Origin of the sequence: Ensifer sp. Root423 (assembly GCF_001426275.1) — a bacterium.
GTDB classification, from domain to species: domain Bacteria; phylum Pseudomonadota; class Alphaproteobacteria; order Rhizobiales; family Rhizobiaceae; genus Ensifer; species Ensifer adhaerens.
Genome location: NZ_LMEG01000047.1, coordinates 142,975 through 158,804 on the forward strand (window position 1 = coordinate 142,975; position 15,830 = coordinate 158,804).

Consider the following 15,830-nt stretch of genomic DNA (forward strand, 5'->3'; position numbering starts at 1 on the left):
TTAACCTTTCCCGAGAAGTCCGGAATAAAGAGAGACGTAACGCTCGGCACTTGTGGCCCAGGAAACGTCCGATTTCATGCCCTGGGTCTGAATTTTCGACCAGACTTTGGGCTCGCTGTATGCACGCAGCACCCGCCGGATCGCAAGCCGCAACCCATCGGCATTGACAGGCGTGAACTGGAAGCCGGTCGCGACCTTGGCCGCAAGCCCGGCCTCGTTGGCGTCGATGATGGTATCGGCAAGGCCGCCGGTGCGGGCGACGACCGGCACGCAGCCGTAGCGCAGGCCATAGAGCTGGGTAAGCCCGCAGGGCTCGAAGCGCGACGGAATGAGGATGGCGTCGGAGCCCGCCTGCATCAGATGCGACAGCGGCTCGTTGTAGCCGGTGACCATGCCGATATGGCCGCGATGGCGGGAGGCAGCGGCGAGCAGCGCGCCTTCGAGCGCCGCGTCGCCGGAGCCGAGCACCACGAGCTTGCCGCCCATGGCGACGAGCTCGTCGGCGATCTCGGCGACCAGATCCATGCCCTTCTGCCAGGTGAGCCGGCTGACAACGCAGAAGATCGGGCCGTTGCCTTTTTCAAGGCCGAAGCGTTCCTCGAGCGCACGCCGGTTGGCCGCGCGCTGCTTCAGGCTCGTTGCGCTGAAATGCTGGGCGATGTGCGGGTCGGTCTGCGGATCCCAGATGTCGGCGTCGATGCCGTTGACGATGCCAGAGAGGTCGGCGACGCGGCTCTTCAACAGGCCTTCGAGGCCCATGCCGAATTCGGGCGTCAGGATTTCCTGCGCATAGGAGGGGCTGACGGTGGTAATGGCGTCGGCGGTCTGCAGGCCGCCCTTCAGGAAGCCGACGTCGCCGTAATATTCGACGAACTGCATCGAGAAGGCTTCGGCGGGAAGGGCAAGCTCGGGGAAGACTAAGGCGCCGAACTGGCCCTGGAAGGCGATGTTGTGGATCGTCATCACCGTCGGCGTTGCGGCCGCCGGGCCGAAATGCATGTAGACCGGCGTCAGCGCCGTCTGCCAGTCATGGGCGTGAACGATATCGGGTTTCCAGCCCGAGACGACATCGCCGCCGGCAATTTCGGCCGCCGCAAGCGAGAGTGCGGCAAAGCGGCGGAAATTGTCGACGTAGTCGCGGCCGGTGGCATCGACATAGGGGCCGCCGTCTCGAGCGTAGAGTTCAGGCAGGTCGAGGACCAGCAGATCGAGCCCGTCGATTTCGGCGGCGAGAACTGTCGCCGGATTGCCGAACAGGTTTTCGAAACTGCCGACCTTCTTTTTCTTCTTCAGCTTCTGCAGCACGGCCGGATAGCCGGGCACCAGCGTGCGGGTCTTGACGCCGTGCGGCAAAAGCGCTGCCGGAAGCGCGCCGACGACATCGGCGAGCCCCCCGGTCTTGATCAGCGGATAGACTTCGGACGCAACGGACAGGACGTTCATGAAGTGCCTACATTCCCAGTTTGTCGATCATCGTTTGCGTGATCAGGCAGACGCCGTTTTCCGAACGCCGGAAACGCTTGGCATCGAGCACCGGATCGTCACCGACGACGAGGCCCTCGGGGATCACGACACGGCTGTCGATGACCACGTTGCGCAGCGTCGCGTGGCGACCGATCTTCACATCGGGAAGAACTACGGCATTCTCCAGACGGGAATATGAATTTACGCGGACACCTGTGAACAACAGGCTGCGGTTGAGCGCGGCGCCTGAGATAATGCAGTCGCCGGAGATCAGCGACGAGGTTGCCGAGCCGCGGCGGTTTTCATCGTCATGCACGAATTTCGCCGGCGGCTTGATCTCGGCAAAGGTCCAGATCGGCCAGGTGCTGTCGTAGATGTCGAGCTCCGGCGTCACGTGGGTCAGGTCGATATTGGCCTGCCAATAGGCATCGATCGTGCCGACGTCGCGCCAGTAGGCCTCGCGCTCGAAGTCCGACCGCACGCAGGACTCTGCGAAACGGTGGGCGACGGCTTTGCCGTTATCGACGATGTAGGGGATGATGTCCTTGCCGAAGTCGCGGCTCGATTTCGGATCGGCGGCGTCGCGGCGCAGAAGATCCATCAGGAACTTCGTGTGGAAGACATAGATGCCCATGGAGGCAAGCGCCATCTCCGGATTGCCGGGAATGCCCGGCGGATCGGCCGGCTTCTCGACGAAGGCGATGATGCGGTCCTTTTCGTCGACATGCATCACGCCGAAGCCGGTTGCTTCCATGCGCGGCACCTCGAGGCAGCCGATGGTGACGTCGGCGCCGGAATCGACGTGCTGCTGCAGCATCAATTCGTAGTCCATCTTGTAAATATGGTCGCCAGCAAGGATCACCATGTATTCGACGCCATGATCCTCGATGATGTCGATGTTCTGGTAAACGGCGTCGGCCGTGCCTTCGTACCATTGCGTTTCGGAAACGCGCTGGCTGGCCGGGAGAATATCGAAGCTTTCGTTTCGCTCCGGGCGGAAGAAGTTCCAGCCACGCTGCAGGTGGCGGATCAGCGAATGCGCCTTGTACTGGGTGGCGACGCCGATGCGGCGGATACCGGAGTTGAGCGCGTTCGACAGCGCGAAGTCGATGATACGGGCCTTGCCGCCGAAATAGACCGCCGGCTTCGCCCGTCGGTCGGTCAGTTCCTTCAGGCGACTGCCGCGACCGCCGGCGAGAACATAGGCCATGGCATCACGTGCCAGAGGTTGCGTACGCTTTTCCACCATTTGTCCTCCCCATTCATTGACCTTAAGGGGTCGTCACGGCGGCCTTCTGCGACGCCTTGCGGCCCTCGATATTTGCAGTCTTCCGCCGCCTTCGGCTGGCGGGTCGGATAAATTACTCCTGTTCCAGCATCAGTGTCGCGAGCGGCGGCAGGGTGATGTTGGCCATGATCGCTCCCGTGCTGTTCTTCTCGGCAAAAACCGCGCCGCCATTGCCCTTGCCGCTTCCTCCATAGATTTCCGCGTCGCTGTTGAGGATCTCCTTCCAGCGACCCTTGACCGGCAGCGGGATGGCGTAGCTTTCCCGGTAGACGGGGGTGAAATTGGTGATGACGGCGACCAGTTTTTCGCCGGGCGCCTTGCGCAGCCAGGCAAAGACCGAGTTGTCGCGGTCGTCGGCCAGCAGCCATTCGAAACCTTCGCCTTCGCAATCGCGCGCATGCAGCGCCGGCTTGGCGCGGTAGGTGCCGTTCAAGTCACGCACCAGCCGTCGCATGCCCTCGTGCAGATGGTATTCGAGCAGGTTCCAGTCGAGCGCCCGATCCTCGGACCATTCGCGCCATTGCGCGAACTCCTGACCCATGAACAAGAGCTTCTTGCCGGGATAGCCCCACATGAAGGCGTAGTAGGCCCGGAGATTGGCGAACTTCTGCCAGTCGTCGCCGGCCATCTTGGCGATCAGCGAGCCCTTGCCGTGCACGACCTCGTCATGGGACAGCGGCAGCACGAAGTTCTCGTTGAAGGCATAAAGCAGGCCGAATGTCAGGTCGTTGTGGTGGAACTTGCGGTGCACCGGCTCGCGCGACAGATATTGCAGCGTGTCGTGCATGAAGCCCATGTTCCACTTGAAGCCGAACCCGAGACCCCCCGCATGGACCGGATGGGAGACCTTCGGCCAGGAGGTCGATTCCTCGGCGATCGTCAGGATACCCTTGTGAGAGCCGTATATTTCCGTGTTCAGCGTCTGCAGGAAACGGACGGCCTCGAGGTTCTCGTTGCCGCCATATTCGTTCGGCACCCACTCGCCGTGCTTGCGCGAGTAGTCGAGGTAGAGCATCGAGGCGACCGCATCGACGCGCAGGCCGTCGACATGGAATTTTTCCGCCCAGTAGAGCGCATTGTTGACGAGGAACGACAGCACTTCCTGGCGGCCGAAATTGTAAATCGCCGTGTTCCAGTCGGGGTGGAAGCCTTGGCGCGGATCCTCGTGTTCGTAGAGTGCGGTGCCGTCGAACCAGCGCAGGCCGTGCTCGTCGGTCGGGAAATGCGCCGGCACCCAGTCGAGGATGACGCCGATGCCGACCTTGTGGCAGCCGTTGACGAAGCGGGCAAAACCTTCGGGCTCGCCGAAACGGGCGGTCGGCGCATAAAGACCGGTTGTCTGGTAGCCCCAGGAGGGGTCGAAAGGAAACTCCGAGATCGGCAGAAACTCGATATGAGTAAAGCCCATGTCGACGCAGTAGGGGATCAGCCGGTCGGCAAGCTCGTCCCAGGAGAGCATCTCGCCATTGTCGCGGCGCTGCCAGGAACCGGCGTGCACTTCGTAGATCGAGATCGGTTGCCGTCTTGCGTCGGCCGAGGCCCAATGCTTGCGGTGTGCCTCGTCGTCCCAGGTCTGCGCGATTTCCGGCGTGGTCATCGAGGCCGTGTTCGGGCGTAGTTCGGAGCGCCGGGCAAAGGGATCGGCCTTGAGCGGCAGACGCGTGCCGTTGCGGTCGAGGATCTCGTACTTGTAGACAAGGCCCGCATCGACGCCGGGAATGAAGATTTCCCAGATGCCGGTGTCGGTGCGCAACCGCATGACGTGGCGACGGCCGTCCCAGTCGTTGAACTGGCCGACGACCGAAACACGCTTCGCATTGGGTGCCCAGACGGCGAAATGGTAGCCGCTGGCACCGTCATGCTCGATCGGGTGCGCCCCCATCTTGTCGAAGAGCCTGAGATGCGAGCCTTCGCGAATGTAATAATCGTCCATCGGCCCGAGAACCGGACCGAAGCTGTAGGGATCAACGACCACCCATTCGCCGCCCTGATTGCGGGCGCGGTAGCGGACGGGCTGTGGCTTCTTCAGCGCCACCGGGCCTTCGAAGAAGCCGGCATCGTCGCGCCGTTCGATCGCCCCCAGGTCCTTGCCCGAGAGCGTTTCGACCGTCACCGTCTCGGCATCGGGGATGAAGCAGCGGGCAAGGACGGTCTTGCCGACGGGGTGCACGCCAAGAACCGCAAAGGGGTCGTCATGCGTGCCCTTGAGGATGGCCGCGATATCCGGGGCTGACAGCAGACCTGAAGCTGCGGGTTCCGGGTCCTTGCCGGCCGAGGGCGTCATCCAGCTCTCCAGATTTCCCCGGCATATTGCCGGATGGTGCGATCGGACGAGAACCAGCCCATCCTTGCGGTGTTGCGGATTGCCTGCGCGTGCCAGTCGGACGGCGTCGTCCAGAGCTGGTCGAGCTCGCGCTGCGCCTTGGCGTAGGCTTCGAAATCGGCAGCGACCATGAACCAGTCGTGATTGTAGAGACCTTCGACGAGGCTTGCGAAGCGATTGCGGTCATCGGGCGAGAACACGCCGGACGCAATCGCCTGCAGCGCCTGCGACAGCTCGCGCGAGCCTTCGATGATGGCGCGCGGGTTGTGACCTTCGGCTCGTGCCCTGGTCACCTCTTCGGCGGTCATGCCGAAGATCTTGATGTTTTCCTCGCCGATCCAGTCGCGCATTTCGACATTGGCGCCGTCGAGCGTACCGATCGTCAAGGCGCCGTTCAGCGCGAACTTCATGTTGCCGGTGCCCGATGCTTCCATGCCGGCCGTCGAGATCTGCTCGGAAAGGTCGGCAGCCGGAACCATGATCTCGGCGAGCGAGACGTTGTAGTTCGGCACGAAGACGATCTTCAGGAGGCCGCGCACCGCCGGATCGTTGTTGACGACACGGGCGACGTCGTTGGCCAGTTTGATGATCAGCTTGGCATTGTGATAGCTCGGCGCCGCCTTGCCGGCAAAGAGCTTGACGCGCGGCACCCAGTCGAGCTCCGGATGGGAGCGGATCTGGTCGTAGAGCGCCACCGCCTCGATGATGTTGAGGAGCTGGCGCTTGTACTCGTGGATGCGCTTGATCTGGATGTCGAACATCGCCGACGGATCGAGCCGGATGCCGAGGCGGCTCTGCACGAGCTGCGCGAGGCGCACCTTGTTGGCGCGTTTGACCGCGGCGAAATGTTCCTGGAAGTCCGCCTTGTCGGCGAAGACGTCGAGCGGCTGCAGCGCCTCGGTATTGTCCATGAACTCGTCGCCGATCGCGTCGCGGATCAGTCCGAAGAGACCGGGATTGCACTGCATCAGCCAGCGGCGCGGCGTAATGCCGTTGGTCTTGTTGTTGATGCGGTCCGGGTAGAGCTTGTGCAGGTCGGCAAACACCGTTTCCTTCATCAGCTCGGTGTGCAGTGCCGAAACGCCGTTGATCGAGTGCGAGCCGACAAAGGCGAGATTGCCCATGCGCACGCGTCGTTCGCCGCTTTCGTCGATCAGCGAGATGTTGCGGATTTCGTCGTCCGTGGCGCCCTTCTGGCGGCGGGCCTCGATCAGGATCTTGGCGTTGATCGCATAGACGATCTGCATGTGGCGCGGCAGCAGGCGCTCGATCAGCGGTACCGGCCAGCTTTCGAGCGCTTCGGGCAGAAGCGTGTGGTTGGTGTAGGAGATCGTGCGGCGGGTGATGTCCCAGGCCTGCTCGAAATCGAGGCCGTGCAGGTCGGTCAAGAGCCGCACCAGTTCGGCAATGGAAATGGCTGGATGGGTGTCATTGAGCTGGATGGCGACGGCGTCCGGCAGCGAGTTGAAGTCCGGGTATTGCTGCAGGTGACGGCGCAGGATGTCCTGCAGCGAGGCCGAGGAAAAGAAGTATTCCTGGCGTAGGCGCAGCTCCTGGCCCGCTGGCGTCGCGTCGGCCGGATAGAGAACACGCGTCAGGCTTTCCGCCTTGTTGCTTTCGCGAAGGGCGCCGATGTGGTCGCCGGCGTTGAAGGCGGCCAGCAGGATCGGGTCAATCGGCTGCGCGGTCCACAAGCGCAGCGTGTTGACGCGTTTTGCCCGCCAGCCGACGGCGGGCGTGTCGAAGGCGGTGGCGATGACGCGCTCGGCCGGTTTCCACACGAAACGCTGGATTTCCTCGTCGACATTGGCGGTTTCGACCACGCCGCCGAAGCCGATTTCGTAAGAGCTTTCGCGGCGTTCGAATTCCCAGGGGTTGCCGTGGGCAAGCCAGGTTTCGGGTAGTTCCACCTGCCAGCCATCGGCCATCTGCTGGCGGAAGAGGCCATGCATGTAGCGGATGCCGTAGCCATAGGCGGGTACGTCGACGGTCGCCATCGATTCCATGAAACAGGCAGCCAGCCGTCCGAGACCGCCATTGCCGAGGGCCGCATCCGGCTCGAGCTGGGCGACGACATCGATATCGACGCCGAGGGAGGCGAGTGCGTCGCGCATCTCGTCCATCAGGCCGATATTGGTCATCGCATCGCGCATCAGCCGGCCGATGAGGAATTCGAGCGAGAGATAATAAACGCGCTTGGCGCCGGTTGCGTAGGTCTTGCGGGTGGAGTCCATCCACTTGTCGGTGATGCGGTCACGCGCAACCAGGATCGCCGCCGTCAGCCAGTCATGGGGCTTGGCGACCTTCGGGTCCTTGCCGATGCGGTACTTCAGACGTTCGAGGATTTCGACGGCGAGCTGGCTAGGTTCAGACGACCTTGGGGCGGGCTGCGGCACGTCGTTGGTGGAGAGCCTGTTCATCATGAAACTGTCTTTACCCTTTTGCGTTGGGAGATCGCAGGCCGGACCCGACCGGGGATAAAGCCAATTTATGCATCGATCCGAAGCGCTTGCAACAGATGTTTTTAAATGGATTAGACTTGTCTCAGACGGTGGAGAACGTATCCCGCCGAAACGCAAAATGCCGCCCGGCGGGGCCGGGCGGCATCGTCAGCGATGTGGTCTGTCTTACCTTGTCAGGCGTGCCATCTTGCCCGAGGTGGTGGCGCCGATTTCACCGAAAACCTTGACCAGAGCTGCGGCATCTTCCGGCGACTTGTAGTCGGCTGTGCTGCTGGCGCATCGGCTGAGCACCGATTTTCCCTGGATCGGCGCCATGAAGGCGATGGTGAAGACGCGAATGCCGGCGTCCTTGGCATCCTGGCACGCCTTGAGCGTTGCCGTGTCGGATTTGGAATCCTGGGCTTTGTACTTGTCGAGTTCCGGTTCCGGCTTTGGCGCCGCCGGGATGGTCAACGCCTTTCCTTCGAAATGTGTGTTCGCCCCATCGGTCATGAAGACGATGTACTTTTTCGGCGTCAGGCCGTTGGAAGCCGTGTGCGCGTCGTTTTCGCCCTTGAGCTTCAGATCCGTGACGGCCTTGGCGAAAGCGCCGCTCGAATCCGTGCCGCCGTTCGCCTCCAGGTTCTTGACGTAGGTACTGGCCTTCGTCGTGCCCCAGGCCAGTTTCTCTTCCGGGAAGATGGAGCTGCTATAGGAAACAGCGCCGACACGGACATACTTGTTGTCGGGGTCCATCTCGGTGAGTGGCTTCAGCAGCGTCTCAACCGCGGATTTCAAGGTCGTGATCTTGTCGATCATGCAAGGGCTGGTCTCAGAGATGCTCTTGCCCCAGTTCTCCGCCGTCCAGTTCTTGCACTTGGTGCGCTTCTCGTCCTTCACATTCGTCACGAAGGCCATCGAGCCCGAGCGGTCGAGCACGAGATACATCGACATGGCGTTCTTGGTTTCCGTCGCGCTCTCGGCAACGGCTACCGTTTCCAGATTGACGGACTTCTGTCCGAGCAACCGCGTCATGGGGTTGAGCTGAATTGTCTGCTTGTTGACGATCGTGACCTTGAAGGCCTTGTCGCTCTTGCCGACAGTCGTCATGACGATGTCGACCGTCGGCTGAACCTGGGTCTCCGTCGGGTCGGTCACGCCGCCCGCGGAAGCGCTGCTGGTGCCCGGGTCGCTGCCGCCGGCTCCACCGGGCAGATCGGTCGAGCTTGCGCCCGACTGCGCCTTCAGGAAGTTCAAGGCGATTTCCTTGGCCTTCTCGGTCGCCAGGGTATCCTTGTTTGCAACGAGTGCGGACGCAGCCGCAAGTGCTGCCGCGTCGGCTGCATCCTGCATCTGGTTTTTCGTCGTCATCATGGTGGCCAGATCGACGGCGACGCCGCCGGCTGCCAACACCAATGGCGCCGCGAGTGCTGCCATGATGCCAAAATTGCCACCCCGGTCCTTGAGCATAGCTACGAAGGACCGGCCTACCGTGTATCGTCTTCCCATCTTTGCACACCCCAAAGGAACACGTTGCAAGCTTGGGGGCATCAATAGCGGCGATGGCTTACGATATCGTTCCGGCAATCCTTGCAATTTTAATGGATTGCCGGAAAACCGGTTGTTGTAAGGGGTTCTGCGGCACCCTGTCTGTTCCGAAGCGGGAATCGGCCTGTGCCAAATCGGGTCACGGTACCGGAATGACGTCGACCGCCTGTTTCGTCGTTTGGCTGCCGTAGCTTTTCAGGACCCCGATGACGGGCGCGACATCGCCGTAGTCGCGGCCATGGCCGACGACGATATGGTCGGTTCCAGCCGGAATATTGTTGGTCGGATCGAGTTCGAGCCACCCACCGGTTGTGCCGCACCAGACGCGCACCCAGGCGTGCATGGCATCGGCCCCCTCCAGGCGCTCCTTGCCGGGCGGAGGGATCGTCCTTAGGAAACCGCTAACATAGCCGGCAGGGATGCCGAGGCTTCTGAGCGCCACGATCATGACATGGGCGAAATCCTGGCAGACGCCGCGCTTGAGCTTGAACGCTTCTGCCGGCGTCGTGTTCACGGTCGTCGCCTCGCCGTCATAGGCGAAGTCGCGATGGATGCGGTCACACAGTGCAACGGCGATCTGGCGCACGGTCATCGTGTCGGTAATGGTGTCACGCGCGTAGGCGGCAATGTCGGCGACCTCGGGCAAGAGTGGGCTCGGGCCGGCGAAGTGATGCGGCGCGTCGGCATCGACGGACCAGCAGGCCGCAAGCTCGGCCGGCAGGCCGGTGAGGTCAGGGGAGAAGTCCGCGGTCAGGGCCTGTGCTTCCACCTGCACGCGCGCCTGCATGCGGATCGTCAGGTCTGCATGCGAGTTGCGAAAGAGAATCGACGTAAACGGGTTGGCGAAGAAGTCGATGCTCTCGGTACGTTCGGCCGGCATGGGATGGCAGCTGAGCGAGCCGACGACGAGACGTTGGCGACCGGGCAGCGTCGCCGGCAGCACGCGCACGAGGTGGCGGCCGCCGGACACCGGCACTTCGTAGTCATAGATGATCTTCAGGCTGATGTCGTAAAGCATGGCTAGCCGAGATAGGTGCGCGCGAGCAGATCGGACAGGCTTTCGAGATCCCGCTCCAACCGATTGTAGACGCCGAGGTTCATGGCTTCCGGTGTCATCACCGCCAGGCCCGAATGCAGCCGCATCGCCTCGCGGTAGAAGGAGGACATCTGGCCGTTGACGAAGGCGTTCGGCAACAGCTCGACCTCGGTCTTGATCTCATTCAACTGGTAAAGCACCGAGCGCGGATTGAGCGGATCGAGCGCCAGGAGGTCGGTGACCGTCAAGGCGGCGGTGCTGACATTGTAGCGCCGGCGATGGGTCATGACGCTGTCGCCGATTTCGAGCAGCATGTCATAGGCGCCATCGGGCGCATCCGGCCCCGACATGTGGCCGAGCAGCCGGGTCATGTGCAGGCCGCGCTCGATATAGCGGCCGATCGAAAGGAAGCGCCAGCCGGTGAAGCGGTACATGTTTTCATGCACGAGACCGGCAAAGCCGGCGAGCTTGCGCAGGAGCACGGTGATCGCGCGGGTCGCGTCGTCGCCGGCCTGCACCGTCGCGTGGAACTTGCGCGCCGTCTGCGACAGGTCGTTCAGTGCCAGCCAGCCGTCCGGCGAGAACCGGTCGCGGATGTTGCCGGCGCTGAAGAGGGCGCTTGCGATATTGGCGAGCAGGCTGTCGGGCACAGGCTGGCGCGCATCGATGTCGAGGGCTGCGAGATAGTCGCCGACATCCTTAAGGAGCGGCAGGTCCGGATCGGCGGTTTCGGCGAAGCGGCCGTGCCAGGCGCGCAGGATGCGTAGCGCCCCTTCCGCACGCTCGATATAGCGGCCGAGCCAGAAGAGATTGTCGGCCGCCCGGCTCGGCAGGCTTCCCGGCATGTTGCGGGTGAAACTTTCCTCGGCCGGAAGCAGCGTCGTGCGCTCGACCGGTCGGTCGCTGACGATCCAGACATCGGCGGCGGTGCCGCCCGCCTGCATCGCGATCGCGGCGACATCGTCGCCGGAGCCGATGCGGGCAAAGCCGCCTGGCATAATCTGCCAGCCGTCGCGGGTGCGTGCCGCAAACACCCGCAGGCTCATCGGCCGCGGCGTCAGCCGCCCGCGCACCCAGGCAGGGGTGGTCGAGAGCGTGACCACCTCCTGGCCCACGAGCTTGCCGCCCTCGGCGCTAAGCCAATCTGCGATCGAGGCTCGAGCCTTCTCATCAAGCGTACGGCCGAGTACCGACTGGCCATTGTCGTCGAAGAAAGGGCGGGTCTGGTAGGCGGGGCCGATGACCATGCGGTCGAGGTTGGCGGCGACCTGTTCGCGTTCGGCGCCTTGGCCGCACCACCAGGTGGCGATCGAGGGCAGCTTCTGTTCCTCGCCCAGCAGATGGCGGCAGATCGCCGGCATGAAAGCGAGGAAGGCGCGGGTTTCGACGATGCCGGTGCCGAGCGCGTTCACGATTGAGACCGAGCCGGCCCTGAGCGCCTCGACAATGCCGGGTGTGCCGATATGCGAGGACTGATTGAGCTCGAGCGGATCGGCAAAGGCCGCGTCGAGACGACGCCAGAGCACGCCGATGGGCTTGAGGCCGGCGACGGTGCGCACCATCACCCGGCCGCCGAGCACGGTCAGATCCTCGCCTTCAAGCAGCATGAAGCCCAGATAGCGGGCGATATAGGCATGTTCGAAATAGGTCTCGTTGGCGATCCCCGGCGAAAGAACGGCGATGCGGTCGTCCGGGTGCAGCCGGCGGCTCTGCAGCGTGTCGCGGAACTCGCCAAAGAAGCCGGCCAGCCGGTGGACGTGGCTTTCGGCATAAAGATTGGAGAAGGCACGCGTGGTCGCGACCCGGTTCTCCAGGGCGAAGCCGGCGCCCGAAGGTGCCTCGGTGCGATCGGACAGGACCCACCAGTTACCGTCGGGGCCACGGCCGATCTCGAAGGAGACGAAATGCAGGAAGTGGCCGTCGGCCGGTTTGACGCCGACGAGCGGGCGCAGGAACTCCGGATTGGAGGCGACGAGCGCCGGCGGCAACAGCCCTTCGCGCACCAGCCGGTTCTCGCCATAGATGTCGGCGACCACCTTTTCCAGAAGTTCGGCGCGCTGCACGAGGCCTTGCGAGACGTGCGCCCATTCCTTTTCGTCGATCAGAACCGGAATGTGCGACAGCGGCCAGCTTCGCTCGGAACTCTCCTTGGCGCCATAGACGCGATAGAACACGCCGGCGTCGCGCAGATAGCGGTCGGCGCGCGCGAAGCGGTTGGCAAGTTCGGTCTCGTCGAGCCGCCCAAGCGTCGCGAGCAGCCGCTGCCAGACCGGGCGGACATTGCCCTCCTGGTCGAGCATTTCGTCGGCAATGCCCGGTAGGGCACGGTAGCCGAAGACCGGATCGTCGTCGGTGCCCGGATGGTTTGCGGCCGCTGTCTGCTTCTTCGGCATTTACGCTCCTGGTGGACGCCTGAGATCAAGCGTCATCGGGAATTCCGTCGACGGGCTTTCGGGGCGCAGCGGATAGCCTCCCGGCGTATGGCCCCAAGGCTCGAACCGCGCCAGGCGTCGCGCCTCCGCCTCGTTGCCGTTGACCGGAAACGTGTCGTAGTGGCGCCCACCCGGGTGGGCGACATGGTAGATGCAGCCGCCGATCGCCCGATTCGACCATGTATCATAGATATCGAATGTAAGGGGAGTGTTGACCGGTAGCACCGGGTGTAGCCCTGAGGCCGGCTGCCACGCCTTGTAGCGGACGCCGGCCACCGCCGTGCCATTCGAACCAGTGCGTGTGAGCGGCAAGGGCCGACCGTTGCAGGCGACCGTATATCGCTCGGGATTGGCGGTATCGAGCTTGACCTGCAGCCGTTCGATCGAGCTGTCGACATAGCGCACGGTGCCGCCGATCGCGCCCTGTTCGCCCATCACGTGCCAGGGTTCGAGCGCCTGACGGATTTCGAGCTTTGCCCCCTCGTATTCGACCTCGCCGCAGAAGGGGAAGCGGAACTCGAGCTGGGCCTCGAACCATTCCGGCTTCAGATCGAAGCCATGCGCCCGGAGATCGGCGAGCACGTCGAGAAAATCCTGCCAGACGTGATGCGGCAGCATGAAACGATCGTGCAAAGCTGTGCCCCAGCGCACGAAGCGACCGTCGACCGGGTGTTTCCAGAAACGGGCGATGAGGGCGCGCACCAGCAATTGCTGGGCAAGCGACATGCGGGCGTTCGGCGGCATCTCGAAACCGCGGAACTCGACGAGGCCGAGGCGGCCGGTGGGCCCGTCAGGCGAAAACAGCTTGTCGATGCAGATCTCCGCCCGATGGGTGTTGCCGGTGACATCGACGAGCAGGTTGCGGAACAGCCGGTCGACGAGCCAGGGCAGGGGCGGCGGCGTTGCAGAGCCCGGCATCGGCACCTGCGCCAGGGCGATTTCGAGTTCATAGAGCTGGTCGTGCCGGGCTTCGTCGATACGCGGCGCCTGCGAGGTCGGGCCGATGAAGAGGCCGGAGAACAGGTAGGAGAGCGAGGGATGCCGCTGCCAGTGCAGCACCATGCTTTTTAGCAGATCCGGGCGGCGCAGGAACGGGCTGTCATTCGGATTGGCGCCGCCGACGACCACGTGATTGCCGCCGCCGGTGCCGGTGTGACGGCCGTCGATCATGAACTTGTCGGCACCGAGCCGGCTCTGGCGCGCCTCCTCGTAGATCGCCGTGGTGATATCGACGCAGTCCTGCCAATGGGCGGCCGGATGAATGTTGACCTCGATGACGCCCGGGTCCGGCGCAACGCGGATGACGTTGATGCGCTCGTCCTGCGGCGGTGCATAGCCTTCGATGTGCACGGGCAGGCCGATCGCAGCGGCAGCGCGCTCCGCAGACGCGATCAGATCGAGATACTCCTCGACGCTGGTCGTCGGCGGCATGAAGACGCAGAGCCGGCCGTCGCGCGGCTCGACGCTGATGGCGGTGCGCACCAGTCCGGCGATCTCGTCGCGCGGCGCCGGGAGCGGCGTTTCCGGAACTTCCGAGGCCTGGAAGCGTGCATGCTGCGTGCGGGCGCTGCTTTCGCTGAAGTCCGGCAAATCGTCGCGCGGGACCGTCGGATCGACCGGATGGATATAGGGGTAAGCGGAGGGCGCGACATAGGGTAGGGCGCCGAGCGGAAGGCGATAGCCGACGGCGCTGTCGCCGGGAACGAGGAAGATGCGGCCACGGCGCGTCTGCCATTTCTCGCTCATCCACTTCACGCCGGTGGCGCGCGCGTTCCAGGCTTGCACCGGCAGAACATAGCCGGTCGGCGCCGTCAGGCCGCGCTCGAACACGCGGGCCATGCGGCTGCGCTCCTCGGGATCCTTCAGCTTGGAGTTGGCAGGATCGACGTTGTCGGGGAGGTTTGCCTCCTTCAGCAGCCAGTCGGCCGGGTCTTCGAAGGCCGGCACGACCATTTCGGTCGGCAGGCTCAATTCGCCTGCGACCAGATGCAGCAGGCGTTCGGCATCCGCTACCGTCACGTCGTGGCGGCTGGTCTCCTCGGCGATCAGGTCCGGCCGGCGCCAGATCGGCACGCCGTCCTTGCGCCAGTAGAGGGAGAAGGTCCAGCGCGGCAGGGTTTCGCCCGGATACCATTTGCCCTGGCCATAATGCAGGAAGCCACCGGGGGCGAAGCGTTCGCGCAGCCGGCGGATCAGTGTGTCGGCCTTCTCGCGCTTGGTTGGTCCGACGGCCTCCGTGTTCCATTCCTCGGACTCGAAGTCGTCGATCGCAACGAAGGTCGGCTCGCCGCCCATCGTCAGGCGGATGTCGTTTTCCTCAAGCTCCCGGTCAACCTTCCCGCCGAGTGCATTCAGCGCATCCCAGCTTTCGTCGGAGAAGGGTTTGGTGATGCGCGGGTGCTCGGCGACGCGCCTCACCTTCATGTCGAAAGCGAAGTCGGTGCGGGTCTCGGGATCGCCGAAAAATTCTCCGGAGATCGGCGCGGCGTTGCGGTAATGGGGCGTTGCGGCAAGCGGAATGTGGCTCTCGCCGGTCAGCAGGCCCGAGGTCGGGTCGAGCCCGACCCAGCCGGCGCCGGGCAGGTAGACTTCGGCCCAGGCATGCAGGTCGGTGAAGTCGTGGTCGGTGCCGGAGGGGCCGTCGAGGGCTTTCAGATCCGGCGTCAGCTGAATGAGATAGCCGGAGACGAAGCGGGCGGCGAAGCCGAGATTGCGCAGGATCTGTACGAGCAGCCAGCTGGAATCGCGGCAGGATCCTCTTGCCGATGTCAGCGTCTGCTCCGGGTCCTGCACGCCCGGCTCCATGCGGATCACATAGCCGACTTCCTTCTGCAGGCGTGCGTTGAGCCCGACGACCATGTCTATGGTGCGCTGGCGGGAACGGTCGACCGTTGCCATGAAGGCGGAGAGCGCCGGGCCGAGCGGCTCCGGCGTCATATAGATCCGGAGATCGTCGCTGAGATCCTCGGGGTAGGGGAAGGGCCAATGTTCGGCCTCTTCCTCGACGAAAAAGTCAAAGGGGTTGTAGACGGTCATGTCGGCGACGAGATCGACTTCGATTTTCAGCTCGCTCACCGGATCGGGAAAGACGAAACGGGCGAGGTAGTTGCCGTAGGGGTCCTGCTGCAGGTTGACGAAATGGTTGCCGGGCGAAACCTTCAGCGAGTGGCTGATGACCTTGGTCTTGGAATGGGCAGCGGGCTTCAGCCGGATGATCTGCGGCGAGAGGCTTACGGGACGGTCATAGATATAGTGGGTCAGGTGATAGATACTGGCCTTGATCGACATGCCGGATTTG

8 protein-coding genes are annotated in these 15,830 nt (G+C 63.5%); all 8 read right to left on the reverse strand.

Annotated elements, in window-relative coordinates; genetic code table 11:
* The 8 genes from glgA to ASD01_RS33865 all read right to left on the reverse strand — a co-directional run bounded on the left by glgA (position 1) and on the right by ASD01_RS33865 (position 15,820).
* On the reverse strand, positions 1 to 1,443 hold the full coding sequence (gene glgA / locus ASD01_RS33830; RefSeq protein WP_034786855.1) for a glycogen synthase GlgA: 1,443 nt from the start codon (positions 1,441 to 1,443) through the stop codon (positions 1 to 3).
* Between the two features lie 7 nt (positions 1,444 to 1,450).
* A complete protein-coding gene (glgC, locus tag ASD01_RS33835) occupies positions 1,451 to 2,713 on the reverse strand; it encodes a glucose-1-phosphate adenylyltransferase (protein WP_034786853.1) in 1,263 nt (420 codons plus the stop codon).
* A 112-nt stretch (positions 2,714 to 2,825) separates the two neighbouring features.
* The gene (gene glgB, locus ASD01_RS33840) at positions 2,826 to 5,036 is read right to left on the reverse strand and encodes a 1,4-alpha-glucan branching protein GlgB (protein ID WP_034786849.1); all 2,211 of its coding nucleotides are present in this window, start codon (positions 5,034 to 5,036) and stop codon (positions 2,826 to 2,828) included.
* Positions 5,033 to 7,495: a glycogen/starch/alpha-glucan phosphorylase gene (locus ASD01_RS33845; protein WP_060645036.1), complete on the reverse strand. Its 2,463-nt coding sequence runs from the start codon at positions 7,493 to 7,495 to the stop codon at positions 5,033 to 5,035. Before ASD01_RS33845 ends, glgB begins: the two co-directional genes overlap by 4 nt.
* Positions 7,496 to 7,702: 207 nt before the next feature.
* A complete protein-coding gene (locus ASD01_RS33850; protein ID WP_348272370.1) occupies positions 7,703 to 9,067 on the reverse strand; it encodes a vWA domain-containing protein in 1,365 nt (454 codons plus the stop codon).
* Positions 9,068 to 9,203: 136 nt separating this feature from the next.
* Positions 9,204 to 10,082, reverse strand: a complete 879-nt coding sequence (locus tag ASD01_RS33855; protein ID WP_034786844.1) for a transglutaminase family protein — start codon at positions 10,080 to 10,082, stop codon at positions 9,204 to 9,206.
* Positions 10,083 to 10,084: 2 nt separating this feature from the next.
* The gene (locus ASD01_RS33860) at positions 10,085 to 12,493 is read right to left on the reverse strand and encodes a circularly permuted type 2 ATP-grasp protein (protein WP_034786842.1); all 2,409 of its coding nucleotides are present in this window, start codon (positions 12,491 to 12,493) and stop codon (positions 10,085 to 10,087) included.
* Entirely contained in the window at positions 12,494 to 15,820 is a 3,327-nt protein-coding gene (locus ASD01_RS33865; protein ID WP_034786839.1) for a transglutaminase family protein, read from the reverse strand.
* Positions 15,821 to 15,830: the final 10 nt, after the last annotated feature.